The 18,988-nt window shown below is 64.2% G+C and carries 19 protein-coding genes; 14 read left to right on the top strand and 5 right to left on the bottom strand.

The window, feature by feature from the left end; genetic code table 11:
• From AC1RCO_RS23250 to AC1RCO_RS23230, 5 genes are all read left to right on the top strand, one after another.
• Nucleotides 1-165, top strand: a 165-nt coding sequence (locus AC1RCO_RS23250; RefSeq protein ID WP_368994943.1) for a RebB family R body protein, incomplete at its 5' end; no start/stop codon positions are given.
• A 54-nt stretch (nucleotides 166-219) separates the two neighbouring features.
• Entirely contained in the window at nucleotides 220-534 is a 315-nt protein-coding gene (locus tag AC1RCO_RS23245; protein WP_011058564.1) for a RebB family R body protein, read from the top strand.
• A gap of 380 nt (nucleotides 535-914) precedes the next feature.
• Nucleotides 915-2,357 carry an NADP-dependent succinate-semialdehyde dehydrogenase gene (gabD, locus tag AC1RCO_RS23240; RefSeq protein WP_011058565.1) on the top strand — a complete coding sequence of 481 codons (1,443 nt, stop codon included), beginning with the start codon at nucleotides 915-917 and terminating at the stop codon, nucleotides 2,355-2,357.
• 177 nt (nucleotides 2,358-2,534) lie between these two features.
• A complete protein-coding gene (gene gabT / locus AC1RCO_RS23235; RefSeq protein ID WP_011058566.1) occupies nucleotides 2,535-3,812 on the top strand; it encodes a 4-aminobutyrate--2-oxoglutarate transaminase in 1,278 nt (425 codons plus the stop codon).
• Between the two features lie 138 nt (nucleotides 3,813-3,950).
• The gene (locus AC1RCO_RS23230; RefSeq protein WP_011058567.1) at nucleotides 3,951-5,165 is read left to right on the top strand and encodes a response regulator; all 1,215 of its coding nucleotides are present in this window, start codon (nucleotides 3,951-3,953) and stop codon (nucleotides 5,163-5,165) included.
• A gap of 94 nt (nucleotides 5,166-5,259) precedes the next feature.
• Here the strand turns inward: AC1RCO_RS23230 and AC1RCO_RS23225 are convergent, their stop codons facing one another.
• Together AC1RCO_RS23225 and desA are read right to left on the bottom strand one after the other, a co-directional pair.
• Entirely contained in the window at nucleotides 5,260-6,252 is a 993-nt protein-coding gene (locus AC1RCO_RS23225; protein ID WP_011058568.1) for a GGDEF domain-containing protein, read from the bottom strand.
• A 216-nt stretch (nucleotides 6,253-6,468) separates the two neighbouring features.
• Entirely contained in the window at nucleotides 6,469-7,653 is a 1,185-nt protein-coding gene (desA, locus tag AC1RCO_RS23220; RefSeq protein WP_011058569.1) for a delta-9 fatty acid desaturase DesA, read from the bottom strand.
• Between the two features lie 146 nt (nucleotides 7,654-7,799).
• On the opposite strand from desA, the gene dibA reads away from it, so the two are divergent.
• From dibA to AC1RCO_RS23190, 6 genes are all read left to right on the top strand, one after another.
• Nucleotides 7,800-9,719, top strand: coding sequence for a phosphodiesterase DibA (gene dibA / locus AC1RCO_RS23215; RefSeq protein ID WP_011058570.1), 1,920 nt, complete (start codon nucleotides 7,800-7,802; stop codon nucleotides 9,717-9,719).
• A gap of 300 nt (nucleotides 9,720-10,019) precedes the next feature.
• On the top strand, nucleotides 10,020-10,202 hold the full coding sequence (gene oscA, locus AC1RCO_RS23210; RefSeq protein ID WP_011058571.1) for a sulfur starvation response protein OscA: 183 nt from the start codon (nucleotides 10,020-10,022) through the stop codon (nucleotides 10,200-10,202).
• A 171-nt stretch (nucleotides 10,203-10,373) separates the two neighbouring features.
• A complete protein-coding gene (locus AC1RCO_RS23205) occupies nucleotides 10,374-11,384 on the top strand; it encodes a sulfate ABC transporter substrate-binding protein (RefSeq protein WP_011058572.1) in 1,011 nt (336 codons plus the stop codon).
• Nucleotides 11,385-11,534: 150 nt separating this feature from the next.
• The gene (gene cysT / locus AC1RCO_RS23200; protein WP_492618083.1) at nucleotides 11,535-12,356 is read left to right on the top strand and encodes a sulfate ABC transporter permease subunit CysT; all 822 of its coding nucleotides are present in this window, start codon (nucleotides 11,535-11,537) and stop codon (nucleotides 12,354-12,356) included.
• Nucleotides 12,357-12,368: 12 nt separating this feature from the next.
• A complete protein-coding gene (gene cysW / locus AC1RCO_RS23195) occupies nucleotides 12,369-13,241 on the top strand; it encodes a sulfate ABC transporter permease subunit CysW (RefSeq protein WP_011058574.1) in 873 nt (290 codons plus the stop codon).
• Between the two features lie 3 nt (nucleotides 13,242-13,244).
• The gene (locus AC1RCO_RS23190; RefSeq protein ID WP_015633709.1) at nucleotides 13,245-14,234 is read left to right on the top strand and encodes a sulfate/molybdate ABC transporter ATP-binding protein; all 990 of its coding nucleotides are present in this window, start codon (nucleotides 13,245-13,247) and stop codon (nucleotides 14,232-14,234) included.
• Between the two features lie 141 nt (nucleotides 14,235-14,375).
• On the opposite strand, the gene AC1RCO_RS23185 is transcribed toward AC1RCO_RS23190, so the two are convergent.
• Nucleotides 14,376-14,900, bottom strand: a complete 525-nt coding sequence (locus AC1RCO_RS23185) for an Mpo1 family 2-hydroxy fatty acid dioxygenase (RefSeq protein ID WP_011058576.1) — start codon at nucleotides 14,898-14,900, stop codon at nucleotides 14,376-14,378.
• A gap of 102 nt (nucleotides 14,901-15,002) precedes the next feature.
• Between AC1RCO_RS23185 and AC1RCO_RS23180 the strand changes: the two genes are divergently transcribed.
• Complete coding sequence (locus AC1RCO_RS23180) at nucleotides 15,003-15,689, top strand: Crp/Fnr family transcriptional regulator (RefSeq protein WP_011058577.1); 687 nt, start codon at nucleotides 15,003-15,005, stop codon at nucleotides 15,687-15,689.
• A gap of 85 nt (nucleotides 15,690-15,774) precedes the next feature.
• Here AC1RCO_RS23180 and uraH read toward each other — a convergent pair whose 3' ends face one another.
• Nucleotides 15,775-16,185 (bottom strand): hydroxyisourate hydrolase, encoded by a 411-nt coding sequence (gene uraH, locus AC1RCO_RS23175; RefSeq protein WP_011058578.1) that lies wholly within the window; start codon nucleotides 16,183-16,185, stop codon nucleotides 15,775-15,777.
• Between the two features lie 99 nt (nucleotides 16,186-16,284).
• Nucleotides 16,285-16,773 carry a GlcG/HbpS family heme-binding protein gene (locus AC1RCO_RS23170; protein ID WP_015633712.1) on the bottom strand — a complete coding sequence of 163 codons (489 nt, stop codon included), beginning with the start codon at nucleotides 16,771-16,773 and terminating at the stop codon, nucleotides 16,285-16,287.
• A 136-nt stretch (nucleotides 16,774-16,909) separates the two neighbouring features.
• Here AC1RCO_RS23170 and AC1RCO_RS23165 point away from each other — a divergent pair, with 136 nt between their 5' ends.
• Together AC1RCO_RS23165 and AC1RCO_RS23160 are read left to right on the top strand one after the other, a co-directional pair.
• Nucleotides 16,910-17,590, top strand: coding sequence for a heavy metal response regulator transcription factor (locus tag AC1RCO_RS23165; protein ID WP_011058580.1), 681 nt, complete (start codon nucleotides 16,910-16,912; stop codon nucleotides 17,588-17,590).
• Entirely contained in the window at nucleotides 17,577-18,965 is a 1,389-nt protein-coding gene (locus AC1RCO_RS23160) for a heavy metal sensor histidine kinase (protein ID WP_169892870.1), read from the top strand. The genes AC1RCO_RS23165 and AC1RCO_RS23160 overlap by 14 nt, the downstream gene beginning before the upstream one ends.
• The last annotated feature ends 23 nt before the right edge of the window (nucleotides 18,966-18,988 follow it).

The raw sequence follows: 18,988 nt of genomic DNA, 5'->3' as shown, positions 1-18,988 counted from the left end.
CAGCAGCAAAACACCCTGGCCCAGGCGGCCACCAACCAGGGCGTGATGCAGATCTACAGCGTCGACACCACCGCCGGGGCGGCGGCCACCGAAAAAGTCGCCCAGGGCGGGGTCTCCGACAACCTCACCAGCCTGCTGACGGTTCTCAAGTCCTTTCAGAGCTGATGGCTGAAAGCCTGATTTTCCGTTGAACCTACCTGCTGAAAAAATGGAGTTTTTATGAGCACAGTCAGTCCGCAAATCACCGATGCCGTCACCCAGACCAACGTCAAGGTCGTCGCCGAAGCGCCAGCCATGTCGATGGGCACCATCTACCAGTCCATGGGCCAGTCCGTGGCCATCCTGTTCCAGAACTCGGTTTCGGCGCAGCAGCAGCAAAACACCCTGGCCCAGGCGGCCACCAACCAGGGCGTGATGCAGATCTACAGCGTCGACACCACCGCCGGTGCGTCGGCCACCGAGAAAGTCGCCCAGGGCGGTGTGGCCGACAACCTCACCAGCCTGTTGACGGTGCTCAAGTCGTTCAGTAGCTGACCGTTCCCCAGGCGCCATGCCAGCGCCCCCGCCGCCTGCCATAGGCTGCGGGGGCGTTGTCTTTTGCCCGGCGGCATGGGAGGTTGAAGCGGATTTTTTACCGCTAGGCGCCTTTACGTTCTTTTTTTCGAACAGCCTATTGTCCTTTACCCCCGTTGACCCTAGGATTCGTTTGAGATTTCAAACGCTCTTGCCTGGGTGCCCAAACGCACGTCTATTCTTGTGTGCGACTTTTTCGTGCTTTTACCCAGTGAACGATTTTCCTGACGGCAGCCTGGCCACGGGCTGGTGACAGCGCCCCGGCGCTCTCCTCCTGACCTGGCGCCTTTCTACAATCACAATTCGCCCCGCGTATGCGCGGTGCTGTTAAGGAAGCCGACATGCAGCTCAAAGACGCCCAGTTGTTCCGCCAACAAGCCTTCATCGATGGAGCTTGGGTCGACGCGGACAACGGCCAGACGATCAAGGTCAACAACCCCGCTACCGGTGAAATCCTCGGTACCGTGCCAAAGATGGGCGCTGCCGAAACCCGCCGCGCCATCGAGGCCGCCGACAAGGCCCTGCCGGCCTGGCGTGCCCTGACCGCCAAGGAGCGCGCCACCAAGCTGCGCCGCTGGTATGAATTGCTGATCGAGAACCAGGACGACCTGGGTCGCCTGATGACCCTGGAGCAGGGTAAGCCGCTGGCCGAAGCCAAGGGCGAAATCGCCTACGCCGCCTCCTTCATCGAATGGTTCGCCGAAGAAGCCAAGCGCATCTACGGCGACGTGATTCCCGGCCACCAGCCCGACAAGCGCCTGATCGTGATCAAGCAGCCGATCGGCGTGACCGCGGCCATCACCCCGTGGAACTTCCCGGCGGCGATGATCACCCGTAAAGCCGGCCCGGCCCTGGCCGCCGGTTGCACCATGGTCATCAAGCCCGCTTCGCAAACCCCGTTCTCGGCCCTGGCCCTGGTGGAACTGGCGCACCGTGCCGGCATCCCGAAAGGCGTGCTGAGCGTGGTCACCGGCAGCGCCGGCGACATCGGCGGCGAGCTCACCAGCAACCCGATCGTGCGCAAGCTGTCGTTCACCGGCTCCACCGAGATCGGTCGCCAGCTGATGGCCGAATGCGCCAAGGACATCAAGAAAGTCTCCCTGGAGCTGGGCGGCAACGCGCCGTTCATCGTGTTCGACGACGCGGACCTGGATAAGGCCGTCGAAGGCGCGATCATCTCCAAGTACCGCAACAACGGCCAGACCTGCGTCTGCGCCAACCGCCTGTACATCCAGGATTCGGTCTACGACGCCTTCGCCGAGAAATTGAAGGCTGCAGTGGCCAAGCTGAAGATCGGCAACGGCCTGGAAGAAGGCACCACCACTGGCCCGCTGATCGACGAAAAAGCCGTGGCCAAGGTCCAGGAACACATCGCCGACGCCCTGAAAAAAGGCGCGACCCTGCTGGCCGGCGGCAAGTCCATGGAAGGCAACTTCTTCGAGCCGACCATCCTGGTCAACGTGCCCAAGGATGCAGCCGTGGCCAAGGAAGAAACCTTTGGCCCACTGGCGCCGCTGTTCCGCTTCAAAGACGAAGCCGAAGTCATCGCCATGTCCAACGACACCGAGTTCGGCCTGGCCTCGTACTTCTATGCCCGCGACCTGGGTCGTGTGTTCCGTGTGGCCGAGGCCCTGGAATACGGCATGGTCGGGGTCAACACCGGCCTGATCTCCAACGAAGTGGCGCCGTTCGGCGGCATCAAGGCCTCGGGCCTGGGCCGTGAAGGTTCCAAGTACGGGATCGAGGATTACCTGGAAATCAAATACCTCTGCCTGGGTATCTGATCCGGTTTCAAGCGCCGGGGGCACGAGAGCGCTGTCCCCCTGCGCAGCTTTAAAAAACGCACTTTTCAAGGTGGCCCGGGACCGCTCCGACAGTCGATCATCGCATGCTGTCGCAGGCGCTTCCCCGCCCCGCAACCCTTGAATCACACCGCTGCCGCAGCGGTGAATGAGGACACTATGAGCAAGACCAACGCATCTTTGATGAAACGCCGTGAAGCCGCTGTACCGCGCGGTGTTGGCCAGATTCACCCGATCTTCGCCGACAGCGCGAAGAACGCCACCGTCACCGACGTTGAAGGCCGCGAGTTCATCGACTTCGCCGGCGGTATCGCGGTACTGAACACCGGTCACGTGCACCCGAAGATCATCGCCGCGGTGACCGAGCAACTGAACAAGCTGACCCACACCTGCTTCCAGGTCCTGGCCTACGAGCCTTACGTGGAGCTGTGCGAGAAAATCAACGCCAAGGTGCCAGGTGATTTCGCCAAGAAAACCCTGCTGGTGACCACCGGTTCCGAAGCCGTAGAGAACGCCGTGAAGATCGCCCGTGCCGCCACTGGCCGCGCCGGCGTGATCGCCTTCACCGGCGCCTACCACGGCCGCACCATGATGACCCTGGGCCTGACCGGCAAGGTCGTGCCTTACTCGGCCGGCATGGGCCTGATGCCAGGCGGCATCTTCCGCGCGCTGTACCCGAATGAACTGCACGGCGTGAGCATCGATGACTCCATCGCCAGCATCGAGCGCATCTTCAAGAACGACGCCGAGCCTCGTGATATCGCCGCGATCATCATCGAGCCGGTGCAGGGCGAAGGCGGCTTCTACGTCGCGCCCAAAGAGTTCATGAAGCGCCTGCGCGCCCTGTGCGACCAGCACGGCATCCTGCTGATCGCTGACGAAGTGCAGACCGGCGCTGGCCGTACCGGCACCTTCTTCGCCATGGAACAGATGGGCGTTACCGCCGACCTGACCACCTTCGCCAAGTCCATCGCCGGCGGCTTCCCGCTGGCCGGTGTCTGCGGCAAGGCCGAGTACATGGACGCCATCGCTCCAGGCGGCCTGGGCGGCACCTACGCCGGTAGCCCGATCGCCTGTGCGGCGGCCCTGGCGGTGATGGAAGTGTTCGAGGAAGAGCACCTGCTGGATCGCTGCAAGGCTGTTGGCGAGCGCCTGGTGACCGGCCTCAAGGCCATCCAGGCCAAGTACCCGGTGATCGGTGAAGTGCGTGCCCTGGGCGCGATGATCGCGGTGGAACTGTTCGAGAATGGCGACAGCCACAAGCCGAACGCCGCTGCCGTGGCCCAGGTCGTGGCCAAGGCTCGCGACAAGGGGCTGATCCTGCTGTCCTGCGGCACCTACGGCAACGTTCTGCGGGTTCTGGTGCCGCTGACCTCGCCGGATGCCCAGCTGGACAAAGGCCTGGCCATCATCGAAGAGTGCTTCGCTGAACTCTGATGACGCTGTGACCTGATCGACAGAAAAACCCGCTTCGGCGGGTTTTTTTTCGCCCTCAGGCGGCTCCAGGGGGATTTGCGTTGTATGGAAGCCCGCGCATTGACTAAGGTGCAAGGGATTGCCTAGGGAGCGTGCTGCATGACCGCTGTTGATTTACCCGCTGTACCTCGCGTGCTGATTGCCGAGGCTGATCCCTGGTCTCGTGATTTGCTCAAGCAAGTGCTGTTGAACGTGCGCTGTGATGCGCGTCTGGACTTGTGTGCCGACGGTCAGGAGGCCATGGACCTGCTGAGCGCCAAACCCTATGACCTGATCATTGCCGATTGGGAGCTGCCGGGCATCGATGGCCTGTCGCTGCTGCGCGCGGTGCGCCAGCGCAAGCGCAACCCGGTGCAGCCGTTCATCCTGCTGAGCGTGCGCAGCGACAGCGCCAGCGTGCGCGAGGCCTTGCCCCTGGCGCCCACTGCCTACCTGACCAAGCCCCTGAACATGGAGGGGCTGACCCAGCGCCTGCAGGGCCTGCTGCTGGACGCCGGCCAGGAAGTCTCCTGCGAGGTGCCGGCCCTGGCGCCGGGCATGACCCTGTGGCCCTTTCTCGAACGCCGGCGCGATGTGGCCGACGGCGCGCCGCTGCTCACCGATGTGCAACTGGCGGTCAAGCGCAGCCTCAACCCCGAAGGCCTGGACCTCAAGGTGCTGGAGGAAGAGATCCGCACCGATCCCCAGGTCACCGCGGTGCTGATCGCTGCAGCCAACAGCGCCGCGCAGCACCATGGCGACGGCGTGCAGACCCTGTCCCAGGCCCTGCATCGGCTGGGCACCGGGCAGAGCATGAACCTGATCCTCGGCCTGACCCTCAAGCGCAGCGCGCGCCTGAGCGATCCGGCCCTGGCCGACTATGCCGAGCGCTATTGGGAGCTGTCCCTGCATACCGCGGAATACGGCCGGACCCTGGCGCGCCTGCTGGACCTGGACCAGGAGCGCTGCTACTGCGCCGGGCTACTGCATCGCCTGGGCGATCTGGCGTTGCTGCGTTGCTTGCAGGAGTGGAAACAGGCCGGCGGCGAGCTGGACGACCAGGAAGAAATCGGCGATGCCCTGGAGCGCTTTGGCGCGGCCTACGGCTCGGCGCTGCGGACCCGCTGGCGCATGCCCCTTGAACTGCGGGAACTGATTGCCTCGATCTACCAGTTGGGCGGTGGGGTGTATTCCCGCGAGGCGCTGGTGATGAACCTGGCGGCGCAGCTGGCGCGGCTGACCGAGCACGAAGGGGTGGAAGAGATCGCGCGCTGCAAGACCGCGCGGCTGCTGAAGGTCGGGCTGCCGGAACTGACCCGCCTGCGCAAGGGCTGAACCACTGTAGGAGCCGGCTTGCCGGCGAAGAGGCCTTCGAGTCTTGTGCAAGCCTTGCGGGCCAGCCAGCTCCTACGGGCGAGTGATCGCGGGTTTATCCGGTGATGATGCGGTTCTTGCCCTGGCGCTTGGCTTCGTACATGGCGCTGTCGGCGCGGGCGAACAGGTTGTCCAGGCTTTCGTCTTCCGCCAGCAGGCCGGTCAGGCCCTGGCTCACGGTGATGGTGAACGTCTGGCCCTGGTGGCTGAAATTCTGGCGCTGGATCTCCCGTTGCAGGCGCTCGGCTACCTGGCGCGCCATGTCCGCGGTGCAGCCGGGAAAAACCGCGGCGAACTCCTCGCCACCGATCCGCCCGAACAGGTCGCCGCGACGCAGGGCCGCGCGCCCGCTTTCGGCGATGCGCTGCAGGACGATGTCGCCTTCGGGGTGGCCGTAGGTGTCGTTGATCACTTTGAAGTCATCGATATCCAGCAGCAGGAAGGCCAGGGACGAGCCTTGCAGGCGCGCCTGCTCGAACTCGCGGTTGGCGCATTCGAAGAAGTGCCGACGGTTGCTGCTCTGGGTCAGCACGTCGGTGGTGGCCAGGCGTTGCAACTCGGTTTCCAGCTGCTTCTTTTCGGTGATGTCTTCGGCGATGCCGACCACGATCAGGCGTTGCCCGGGCTCGGCATTGCGGTTGATGAAGCATTTGTCGCTGAGCCAGCGCACCTGGCCCTGGGCATCGATGATGCGGTACTCGCGATCTTCCACCGCGCCCTTTTCCAGGACCTGGGCCAGGCTGCGCTCGGCGTACTCCAGGTCATCGGGGTAGATGCTGTCGCGCCATTGATTGCAGTCCGCCAGGAGCAGGCCTGCGGGGCGACCGAAGATCCGTTCATAGGCCGGGCTGACGTACAGCACCTGGCGGCTGTCCCAGTCGAAGGCCCAGAGCACCGCGTTGACACTGACCAGCAGCGAGCTGAACAGCTGCTCGCGTTCGGTCAGGCGGGCCACTTCGCCCTGTGCATGCATCAGGGCCATCAGGGTTTGCGCGGCTTCGGGCCACTGTGGAAGCGCAGAGGGAGTGTGTGGGTTCTTGTTGACCATCGGCACAGATCTCAAAGGGCGTGCCGCGCGCCGTTAGGCAGCGGCTACAACCAAGCCCGCCTGGGTGGCGAAGTGTTGTTTGAGATAGGGGATCGGGCGCTAAGTTCCCGGCCGCTACAGCGATAGCGCGAGCGCCCGCCAGACGGTCGAGAGGGGCCTGCAAGGCTTGATTTCAGAAGGGCAGCCCCTCGCCACGGGAGTGGCGAGGGGCTGGGGTCAGGCGGTGGTGGGACGCAGGGAATAGGTCTTGAGCTGATGGGCGAAATCACGCAGGGACTGAATGCCGCTGGCCTCGGCCTCGTGTACCCAATCCTTGATGGCCGCGAGCATGTCGTGGCCGTTGGAGCTGGTCTTGACCCAGATCTGCTGCAGGGCCAGACGCTTCTCGTAGATCACCTTCAAGGCTTGGCTGTGCTCCAGCATGCTCTGGATGCGCAGGTGGTGGCGGTCTTCCAGCAGGCTGGTTTCCCGGGACAGCAGGCGCTTGGCGCGGTGGAACTGGTGGCGCACCGAATGATCGACCTTGGCCAGTTCCTGTTTCACCAGCGGGCCGATCACCAGCTTGCGGTACTGGGCCATGATCTGGAACCGGTTGTTGAGGATGGCCATGGCGGTGTCCATGTCCAGGTGGCCCTTGCCTTCGACCCGGTGGGCGATGGGCGCCACGCGCTGGACCCTGGCCAGACGCAGGAAGCTGAAGACCTTGATCCAGGCCCAGCCCAGGTCGAACTCCCACTTCTTCACCGAGAGCTTGGCCGAGTTGGGGTAGGTGTGGTGGTTGTTGTGCAGCTCTTCGCCGCCGACGATGATGCCCCAGGGCACCAGGTTGGTGGCGGCGTCGCGGCATTCGAAGTTGCGGTAGCCCACCGCATGCCCCAGGCCATTGATGACCCCGGCGGCCCAGAACGGAATCCACATCATCTGGATGGCCCAGATGGTGATGCCGATGGTGCCGAACAGCAGCAGGTCGATGGCTGCCATCAGCGCCACGCCGCCCAGCTTGTAGCGGCTGTAGAGGTTGCGTTCGATCCAGTCTTCCGGGCAGTTCTTGCCGTAGATGCGCAGGGTCTCCGGGTTCTTCGCCTCTTCGCGATACAGCTCGGCGCCCTTGCGCAGCACAGTGGACAGGCCCTTGACCACCGGGCTGTGGGGGTCGTCGGCGGTTTCGCACTTGGCGTGGTGCTTGCGGTGGATGGCGGTCCACTCGCGGGTGTTCTGCGCCGTGGTCAGCCACAGCCAGAAGCGGAAGAAATGTTTCAGGCCGGCGTTGAGTTCCAGGGAACGGTGCGCGGAATAGCGATGCAGATAGACCGTGACCGCGACAATGGTCACGTGGGTCATCAACAGGGTGACTGCCACCAGTTGCCAGGCGGACAAGCCAAGTAAACCTTCGTACCACATAGGCGATAAGGCCCTCGATAAAGAAAAAAACAGCCCAGGCATTATCACTAAGCCCACTGAGAAAACCAGTCGCCCTTTCAGATAAGAGTGGCGGAATGTTTCTTCCTCTATAATCCCAAACTTTTCGTGTGGAAATAGACGGACTTATGTCGGTTTCTTATCGCAATGGTTTGCGTGCCGCGCTGCTCTATCTGCTGTTGTCGCTGGTCTGGTTGCAGTTCAGTGGTTACTTATTGAGCAGTTTCTTCGATGAGTTTTCCGATCGGGCCCATTGGCAACTGGTTGGCGGCTATGCCTGGGCGGTGGTCAGCGCGGTGCTGATCTTCTTCGCCCGGGCCCGTCTGCTGCGGGTGTTGGGGGCCGATCGCTGGCTGCGCCACCAGCAGAAGGACCGCGAGCGCCTGCGCCAGGCGGCGGCGGTATTCGACTGCACCCGCGAAGGGGTGCTGGTGAGCGATACCCAGGGGCAGATCGTCCACGTCAACCGCGCCTTCATCGAAATCACCGGCTACCAGCGCGAAGAGGTGCTGGGCCGCCAGCCGAGCCTGTTCAAGTCCGGGCATCATTCGGCGCAGTTCTATCAATCGATGTTCGACTCGTTGCAGAAGACCGATGAGTGGAGCGGTGAAATCTGGAATCGGCGCAAGAGCGGCGAGATCTACCCGCAATGGCAGACCATCCGCGCGATCCGCGATGAGCAGGGCGAGCTGACTCATTACGTTGCGGTATTTTCCGACATCAGCGCGATCAAGGATTCCGAGCACGAGCTGGCTCACCTGGCCCATCACGATCCGCTGACCGACCTGCCCAACCGCCTGCTGTTCACCGACCGTGCCGAACAGGCCCTGGCTTCGGCGCAGATCCACAAGCGCGGCTGCGCCATGCTGATGATCGATCTGGACCACTTCAAGATGATCAACGACAGCCTGGGGCACAACGTCGGCGACCAACTGCTCAAGGCGGTTGCCGAGCGGCTGGGCGGGATGTTCGGCCCGGGCATCACCCTGGCGCGCCTGGGCGGCGACGAGTTCGCGGTGCTGGCCGAAAGCTGCCCGCAGCTGGTGCAGGCGGCGGCCCTGGCCCAGCGCATCATCGACGGCCTCAAGGAGCCCTTCCAGCTCGGCGAGCAGCAGGTGGTGATCAACGCCAGTATCGGTATCAGCCTGTTTCCCAGCGACGCGTTGAGTGCCAGCCAACTGCTGCGCAACGCCGATGCGGCGCTGTTCAAGGCCAAAAGCGCCGGGCGCAACGGTTACGCCCTGTACACCGAGGAGCTCACCGCCCATGCCCAGCAGCGGGTGGAAATCGCCTTCGAGCTGCGCCGCGCCCTGGACCAGCAGGAACTGCGGGTCTATTACCAGCCGGTGCACGACCTCAAGACCAGCCGCCTGGTAGGCGTCGAGGCCCTGGTGCGCTGGGAGCATCCCGAGCGCGGGCTGGTGTCGCCGGCGGAGTTCATACCGATTGCCGAGCGCACCGGGATGATTGCCGAGATCGATGCCTGGGTCATGCAGCAGGCTTGCCGGCAGATGTGCCAGTGGCAGGCCGATGGCGTGGTGCTGTCGTTTATCGCGGTGAATGTCTCGACCCGCCTGTTCGCCCGCAGCGAGCTGTACCAGCAGGTGGCCCAGGTGCTGCACGAGACCGGGCTGGACCCGGCCTACCTGGAGCTGGAAGTCACCGAAAGCGCGGTGATGGACGATCCCGAAGTGGCCCTGGAGCAGATGCACCGTTTGCGCGAGCTGGGTATTCGCCTGGCCATCGACGACTTCGGCACGGGCTACTCCTCCCTGCTGCGGCTCAAGCGCCTGCCGGTGCAGAAGCTCAAGATCGACCAGGGTTTTGTCGCCGGCCTGCCGTTCGACGAGGACGATGCAGCGATATCCCGGGTAATCATTGCCCTGGCCCAGAGCATGGGCATGCAGGTGCATGCCGAGGGTATCGAGCAGGTGGAACAGGCGCGTTTTCTTCTGGAACACGCCTGCGACCTGGGCCAGGGCTACTGGTTCGGCCGGCCGATGCCGGCGGCGCAACTGGTCTGGAGCAACGCCCCGCAGATCCGTTGATCCCTGTAGCCGCTGGCGCAGGCTGCGAACGGTTTGGGCGGCATACCGACGTGGCAGGCGCGGTGTTGAGGTTTGGCGCAAGGGCGCCAGGCAAGGCCCTGGGGGCCTTTGCGCAGCCTCGCTGAAGCTCGGCAGCGGCTACAGGGTTGGGGCTAAGCTGCTGTCAGCTCGAATAATTTCTTCTGGTTATATAAACATTCTTAAATAGTATTTTTAAGAATATCCGGCCCTATCTAGTATTGCTCCCACGCCGCAAGCAGTGCCGCCACTGCCAGGCACATCCCACTCAGGAGCAACACCATGAGCGCATCTCTACGTAGCGTTGACGGCCAGGACGAAGCAACCATCTTGCGGGAAATTCAAAGCGCACTGCGCGACCTGCGCTTCGGTGCGGTGGAAATCACCGTGCACAACGCCCAGGTCGTGCAGATCGAACGCAAGGAAAAATTCCGTCTGCAGCAGCCCGGCCACAAACCGAGTTGAAAGTACCTCGCTGAACACCGCGTCACCCTCTCGCGAACGAGAGGCCCGACTGGTCAACCGGAGGGCGTCATCCATGACCCCCTGCACGAATCCCAGCGTTCCTTTTCGAATGCGGGCTGAAATCGCCATAAGAAAAATGCCAGCACCTTAAAAAATTTCAGGAGCTTCACCATGTCGTCGATTCGCCGTTATGCCCTGGCCGCCCTCGCCAGCGCCGTTTTCGCCGGTTCCGCCGTTGCCAAGGACTATGAGCTGCTCAATGTGTCCTATGACCCGACCCGTGAGCTGTACCAGGATTACAACGCCGAGTTCGTGAACTTCTGGAAGAAGGACCACCCGGGCGACAACGTGAAGATCCAGCAATCCCACGGTGGCTCCGGCAAGCAGGGCCGGGCGGTGATCGACGGCCTGCGGGCCGACGTGGTGACCCTGGCCCTGGCCGGTGACATCGACGAAATCGCCAAGCTCGGCAAGACCCTGCCGGCGGACTGGCAGAAGCGCCTGCCCGACGCCAGCACGCCCTACACCTCGACCATCGTGTTCCTGGTGCGCAAGGGCAACCCCAAGGGCATCAAGGATTGGGGCGACCTGATCAAGAAAGACGTCTCGGTGATCACCCCGAACCCGAAAACGTCCGGTGGTGCACGCTGGAACTTCCTCGCCGCCTGGGCCTATGGCCTGAAAGCCGGTGGCAGCGAAGCCAAGGCTCAGGAATATGTGAAGGAGCTGTTCAAGCACGTGCCTGTGCTGGACACCGGGGCCCGCGGCTCGACCATCACCTTCGTCAACAACGGTCAGGGCGACGTGCTACTGGCCTGGGAAAACGAAGCTTTCCTGGCCCTCAAGGAAGACGGCGGCGCCGACAAGTTCGATATCGTCGTGCCTTCGCTGTCGATCCTCGCCGAGCCGCCAGTGGCGGTGGTGGACAAGAACGCCGAGAAGAAAGGCAACACCCAGATCGCCGAGGCCTACCTCAAGCACCTGTACAGCCCGGCCGGCCAGGAAATTGCCGCGAAGAACTTCTACCGCCCACGGGACAAGGACATCGCTGCCAAATATGCCCAGCAGTTCCCGAAACTGGACCTGGTAACTATCGACAAGGACTTCGGCGGCTGGAAAACTGCCCAACCGAAATTCTTCAATGACGGTGGCGTGTTCGACCAGATCTACACGGCGCAATAACCCTGTTGTAGGGGCTGGCTTGCCAGCGAAGGCGCCCCTGAGGGCAAAGCACGACTTGCGGGCCCTTTGGCCGGCAAGCCGGCTCCTACCAGGCAGAGCCCGCATTGAGTTGCGGGTTTTGCGTATCCGTTCCGTTAACCAAGGACTCTTATGTCGCGTCGTATCTCCCCCGTCATACCCGGCTTCGGGCTGACGCTGGGCTACACCTTGGTGTACCTCAGCCTGATTGTGCTCATCCCCCTGGCGGCGATGTTCGTGCATGCCGCGCAACTTACCTGGGAACAGTTCTGGGCGATCATTTCGGCGCCACGGGTGCTCGCCGCGCTCAAGCTGAGCTTCGGTACCGCGTTGTATGCGGCCATCATCAACGGCGTCATCGGCACCCTGCTGGCCTGGGTCCTGGTGCGCTACAGCTTCCCCGGGCGCAAGATCATCGATGCCATGATCGACCTGCCATTCGCCCTGCCCACCGCCGTGGCGGGCATTGCCCTGACTGCGCTCTACGCGCCCACCGGCCTGGTGGGGCAGTTCGCCACCGACCTGGGTTTCAAGATCGCCTACACCCCCCTGGGCATCACCCTGGCACTGACCTTCGTCACCCTGCCATTCGTGGTGCGCACGGTGCAGCCGGTGCTGGCGGACATCCCCCGTGAAGTGGAAGAAGCCGCCGCCTGCCTGGGTGCCAAGCCGTGGCAGGTGTTCCGCCATATCCTGGTACCGGCCCTGCTGCCGGCCTGGCTCACCGGTTTTGCCCTGGCCTTTGCCCGGGGCGTGGGCGAGTACGGTTCGGTGATCTTCATCGCCGGCAACATGCCGATGAAGACCGAGATCCTGCCCCTGCTGATCATGGTCAAGCTCGACCAGTACGATTACACCGGCGCCACTTCCATCGGCGTGCTGATGCTGGTGGTTTCCTTCATTCTGCTGCTGCTGCTGATCAACCTGCTGCAGCGGCGCATCGAACGACCTTAAGGAGGCGCGACCATGTCCCAATCGTCCATTTCCGCCGCGTCCTCCGCCAACGCCGCCCGCCGTGGCAGCGCCACCTCGCGGCGCCTGCTGATCGGCCTCGGCTGGCTGATCTTCGCCCTGTTCCTGCTGCTGCCGCTGTTCATCGTGGTGTCCCAGGGCCTGAAGCTCGGCCTGGGGGCGTTCTTCGATGCGATCTTCGAGCCCGACGCCCTGTCGGCGCTGAAACTCACGGTGATCGCGGTGCTGATCTCGGTGCCCCTGAACCTGGTGTTCGGGGTCAGCGCGGCCTGGTGCGTGAGCAAGTACTCGTTCCGCGGCAAGAGCATCCTGGTGACCCTGATCGACCTGCCGTTCTCGGTGTCGCCGGTGATCGCCGGCCTGGTCTATGTGCTGATGTTCGGCGCCCAGGGCCTGTTCGGCCCGTGGCTTTCGGACCACGACATCCAGATCGTCTTCGCCTTGCCGGGCATTGTCCTGGCCACCATCTTCGTCACCGTGCCCTTCGTTGCCCGGGAACTGATCCCGCTGATGCAGGAGCAGGGCACCCAGGAAGAGGAGGCCGCCAGGTTGCTGGGGGCCAATGGCTGGCAGATGTTCTGGCACGTCACCGTGCCCAACATCAAATGGGGCCTGATCTACGGCGTGGTGCTGTGTACCGCCCGGGCCATGGGTGAGTTCGGCGCGGTGTCGGTGGTTTCCGGGCACATTCGCGGGGTCACCAACACCCTGCCGCTGCACGTGGAAATCCTCTACAACGAGTACAACCACGTCGCCGCCTTTGCCGTCGCCAGCCTGTTGCTGATCCTTGCGTTGTTCATCCTGCTGCTCAAGCAGTGGAGCGAATCCCGAATCAACCGCCTGCGCGCCAGCGCCGCGGAGGAATAAGTCATGTCGATCGAAGTCCGTAACGTCAGCAAGAACTTCAACGCCTTCAAGGCCCTGAACAGCATCAACCTGGACATCCAGAGCGGCGAGCTGGTGGCCCTGCTGGGCCCGTCCGGCTGCGGCAAGACCACCCTGCTGCGGATCATCGCCGGGCTGGAAACCCCGGACCAAGGCAGCATCGTGTTCCACGGCGAGGATGTCTCGGGCCACGACGTGCGTGATCGCAACGTCGGTTTCGTGTTCCAGCACTACGCCCTGTTCCGCCACATGAGCGTGTTCGACAACGTTGCCTTCGGCCTGCGCATGAAGCCGAAGAACCAGCGCCCCAGCGAGAGCAAGATCGCCGAGAAGGTCCACGAGCTGCTGAACATGGTGCAGCTGGACTGGCTCTCCGACCGTTACCCGGAACAGCTCTCCGGCGGCCAGCGCCAGCGTATCGCCCTGGCCCGCGCCCTGGCGGTGGAGCCCAAGGTGCTGCTGCTGGACGAACCCTTCGGCGCCCTCGACGCCAAGGTGCGCAAGGAGCTGCGGCGCTGGCTGGCGCGGCTGCACGAAGACATCAACCTGACTTCGGTATTCGTTACCCACGACCAGGAAGAAGCCATGGAAGTGGCCGACCGCATCGTGGTGATGAACAAGGGCGTGATCGAACAGATCGGCTCCCCGGGGGACGTCTATGAGAACCCGGCCAGCGACTTCGTCTACCACTTCCTCGGCGACTCCAACCGCCTGCACCTGGGGGAGGACAACCACGTGTTGTTCCGGCCTCACGAAGTGTCGCTGTCGCGTTCCGAACTGGAGGACCACCACGCCGCCGAAGTGCGGGATATCCGTCCGCTGGGGGCCACCACCCGGGTGACCCTGAAGGTGGAAGGGCAGAGCGAACTGATCGAAGCCGAAGTGGTGAAGGACCACGACAGCCTGATCGGCCTGGCCCGTGGCGAAACCCTGTTCTTCAAGCCCAAGGTCTGGCAGAAACACGCCAGCCTCTGACCCCGCCGACATCACGCTCGCTGTAGGAGCTGGCTTGCCAGCGAAAGCGTCCTTCAGGTTTGCACCTGGCTCGAAGGCCTCTTCGCCGGCAAGCCGGCTCCTGCGGGGGCCGGCCCAATATTCCCGAAGCGTTCCCGGGCTTCAGATCATGGCTTTCTTGTGCCGCAGGGCCACCGGGCCCGAGCGCTGCTCGATGGCCTGTTTCAAGTCGTGGCGCAGCCCCAGCAGGAACGCCAGTTCGGCCACCACGAACAGCGGACCGACGATCAAACCCGACAGATCATCGACGAAGGCCGGCTTGCGGCCCTCGTAGTAATGGCCGATGAACTGGATCACCCAACCGATCACGAACAGGCCCAGGCCGCTGCTCAGCCAGAGCCCGGTACTTTGCGCCGCCAGCACCTGGCCGGCCCACACCGATAGCGCCATCAGCACCGTCATCAGCACCCCCAGGCGCACTTCCAGGCGCAGGTAGAACACTGACGCGGCCAGGGCCAGCAGCAACGCCGGCGACCACGACAGCCCGGCCATGCTCCAGGCGGGACGCGACAACAGCACGGCCACCGCCACCACGATCATCGGAATGCCGATAAAGTGGCTGGCGATATTGCGCGGATCGCGATGGTAGGCGGCGTATTGACTGAGATGATCAACGAGGCTTTTCATTGTTGTTCCTCCGTTAGGGTGGCTCGATCATGCCCGGCGGCGGTGCTCGGCTCTGTCAGCTAGGCGACAATCATTGCGATGCCCTGAGGGAAAGACCTGTTCATGGACCTGCACCAGTGGCGTGAATGCCTGATGACCGGCCAGTGGTTCAGCCACCTGCCGGCTTCCTTACAGAATAGTTTGCTCGACAGTGCGCGCCTGCGCCGGCTGACGGCGGGGCAGTGCCTGTTCCGGCGCGGCGATCCGCCCTGTGGGCTGTACGCGGTGCTCGAGGGCACGGTGCGGGTGGGCGCGGTCAGCGAGCAGGGCAAGGAGGCCTTGCTGAGCCTGATGGAAGCGCCCCACTGGTTCGGCGAGATCTGCCTGTTCGACGGCCAGCCCCGTACCCACGATGCCTACGCTGAGGGCGCCTGCACCCTGCTCCAGGTGCCGCAGGCGAATCTGCTGCAACTACTGGAGCAGCAGCCGCAATACTGGCGCCAGTTCGCCCTGCTGATGAGCCACAAACTGCGCCTGGCCTTTATCAACCTGGAGCAGTTGAGCCTGATGCCGGCCCCGGCGCGGGTGGCCAGCCGCCTGCTGGCGATGGCCGCCGGCTACGGTGAAGTGGCCCAGGCCCGCCGCGTGCTGCAATTGCCCCAGGAACAACTGGCGCTGATGCTCTCGCTGTCGCGCCAGACCACCAACCAGATCCTCAAGGAGCTGCAGCACCAGGGCATCCTGCGCCTGAGCTATGGCGAGATTGAAATCCTCGACACCGAGCGCCTGCGCGCCCTGACCTCGCCATAGAAGCCCCCGCGATGTCCCTGCCTCCCGTAGGAGCTGGCTTGCCAGCGAAGGGGCCCGCGAGATCGCCTTCGCCGGTAGCCGGTTCCTACGAGCCACGATAGGTCGAGAACCCATAAGGGCTGAGCAACAACGGAATGTGGTAATGCTGCTCGGTCTGCCTGACCTCGAAGATCACCGGGATCTCCGGAAAGAAGGTCTCGCGCTTGGCTTGCCTGAAGTACTCGCCGGTCTTGAACACCACCCGATACTCGCCGGCCGTCAGCGCCCGGCCCGCCGGAAACAGCTCGGCAATCCGCCCCTGCTCATTGGTCACCCCTTCGGACAAGGGCTTCCAGTCCTGGCCCACCTGCTGCTCCAGGGTCACCTTGACCCCCGGCGATGGCAGGCCGTTCTCCAGGTTCAGCACGTGCACGCTCAACGGATTGCCTGCCGCCAGGGCCAGGCTCGACAAACCACACAGGCCGATGGCCGCCAGACTATTACGCAAAACATTCATGCCCCACTCCTTCCTCGATTGAACAAACAACAGAACCTGTAGCCGCTGCCGAGCCCGCGAGGCTGCGAACGACCGCAACGCGGGCGCAGGCTTTCACGATCACTCACGCCCGGCCTCGGTAGCCAACCCCACCCGCTGCGCGGCCTGGAGCGCACACGCCTCGTCCTGCGCTGCGCCACCGGCCCCGGCAATCCCGATGGCCCCCACCAACTGCTTGCCGGCAAACAACGCAAGGCCGCCACCGAGCAACAACAGCTCCGGCAAGGTATTGAGATTGGCCGCCTCGGGGTTGTTGCGCGCCCGTTCGGCGAACAGCCGGCTCGAAGTCTTGGTCGACAGCGCGGTGTAGGCCTTGCGCTGGCTGGCCGGGCCGTTGTGCGGGCCCACCCCATCGCCGCGCATCGCCACCAGCAGGTTGCCGCCACGGTCCAGCACCGATACCGCCGCGGTGCACTGGGCCAGGCTGGCATCGGCCAACTGGCGGGCGGCGGCCAGGTCCAGTTCGGCATGGCGCGGCAGTTCGAGCGCCGCCAGGGCCGTGCCGGCGAGGCTCAGGCCGAGGCCCAGGACAAGAGGTTTGCAGATCATCGAACGAGCTCCATAAAGACCGGTGGCCACCTTAGCCAGCGCACTCCGTCAGAACTCCGTCGTCTTGATTACAAGTTTGTAATGGGCAAGCGCGCGCCGGGCGCCTAGCCTGTGCCGATCATTTCCGAGGTGCGCCATGCGTTTGCTGGTAGTTGAAGACGAAGCCAAGACCGCCCATTTCCTTGCCAAGGGCCTGGGAGAGTCCGGCTTTGCCGTGGACGTGGCCCTGAACGGCCTGGACGGGCGCTATTTCATCGAGCAGCAGGAGTACGACCTGATCATCCTCGACGTCATGCTCCCCGGCCTCAACGGCTGGCAGTTGCTGCAACTGGTGCGCCAGCGCGGTGCCACCCCGGTGCTGTTCCTCACCGCCCGCGACGCTATCGAGGACCGGGTCCGCGGCCTGGAACTGGGCGCCGACGACTATCTGCTCAAGCCCTTCGCCTTTGCCGAGCTACTGGCCCGGGTGCGCACCCTGCTGCGCCGCGGACCGCTGCGCGAGGCCGAGTCCTTCAGCATCGCCGACCTGGAGATCGACGTGCTGCGCCGTCGCGTCAGCCGTGGCGGCCAGCGCATCGCCCTGACCAACAAGGAGTTCGCCCTGCTGCACCTGCTGGCCAGCCGCCAGGGCGAAGTGCTGTCGCGGACCCTCATCGCCTCCCAGGTGTGGAACCTGAACTTCGACAGCGACACCAACATGGTGGAAGTGGCGGTACGAAGGTTGCGGGCCAAGGTCGACGACCCCTACATGCCCAAGCTGATCCACACCGTGCGTGGCGTCGGCTACCAGCTGGAAGCCCCGGATGAAGCGCTCTAGTTCCATCGCCTGGCGGCTGGCCCTGGCCTTTGCCGCGGTCTGCGCCCTGGTGCTCAGCGTGATCGGGGTGTTCCTCTACCGTTCCCTGGCCGGGGAAATCGCCTACCGCGACGACCTGGCCCTGCTCGGCCGCCTGGAACAGGTGCGGGCCCTGCTGCAGGACAGCGACAGCCTGGATGCCCTGCAAGCCCGGCCCCGGCTGTACCAGAACATGCTGGGCAACCAGGAAAGCCTGCTGCTGGTGCTGCGGGCCGATGGCTCGACGGTGATCGACATCAACCCGCGCCGGCAGCCCCTGCCCGCGCTCGACCCCATTGCGCTGCAACAGGCGCCGCAACGCACCGATGTCCGCCTCTGGCCGGGGCCGGACGATGTGCCGGTGGCGCTGCTGGCGGGCCAGGCCCGGGGGCCCAAGGGCGAAGCCCTGACCGTGGTCGCCGGCAAGGTTCTCAGCGAGCGCGAGCAGATGCTCGCCAGTTACCGCCTGCGCCTGTACCTGGCGGTGGGGCTGGGGGCCTTGCTGGCCTTCGCCCTGGGCCTGCTGCTGTTGCGCCGGGGCTTGCAGCCCTTGCGCCAGCTCAGCGAAGCGGCCCGCCAGATCGACCTGCGCAGCCTCGACCGGCGCCTGCACACCAACGGCATCCCGGCGGAATTCCACGAGCCGGTGCAGGCCCTGAACGCCATGCTGGCGCGCCTGGAAGAGAGCTTTGAGCGTCTGTCGCAATTTTCCGCCGACCTGGCCCACGAGATCCGCACGCCGTTGCACAACCTCCTGGGCAGCAATGGCCTGGCCTTGAACCAGCCGCGCAGTGCGGCGGAGTACCAGGAAGTGCTGGCCTCCAACATGGAAGAGTTCGAGCGCCTGGGGCGCATGGCCGAGAACCTGCTGTTCCTGGCGCGGGCCGAGCAGGCCGATGCGGTGCTGGACCTGCAGGTACTGTCACTGGCCGGTGTCGGGGCGCAACTGTGCGACTACTTCGAAGCCCTGGCCGACGACCGCCAGTTGCGCCTGGAGAACGGTTTTTCCGGCGAGCTGCGGGCTGACCAGCAATTGCTGCAACGGGCCCTGGGCAACCTTCTGGCCAATGCCGTGCGTCATGCCGATGCAGGGTCGCTGATCCGCCTGCGGCGCCACGACGAAGCGGGCTGGTGCTGGTTGCAGGTGCACAACCAGGGCCCGGCGATCGCCCCCGAGCACCTGCCCCGGCTGTTCGACCGTTTCTACCGGGTCGACCCGTCCCGAGCCGAGCCGGGGGACTCCGGGGGCCTGGGGCTGGCCATCGTGCACTCGATCATACTGCTGCATGGCGGCCAGGTGCGGGTCACGAGCGATGAGCAGGCCACGGTATTCGAACTGGGCTTCCCCCTCCTGTAGCCGCTACCGAGCCTGCGAGGCTG

The organism is Pseudomonas sp. GW823-FHT03E05 (assembly GCF_058796855.1).
This window is presented reverse-complemented; position numbering and strand designations above follow the sequence as displayed.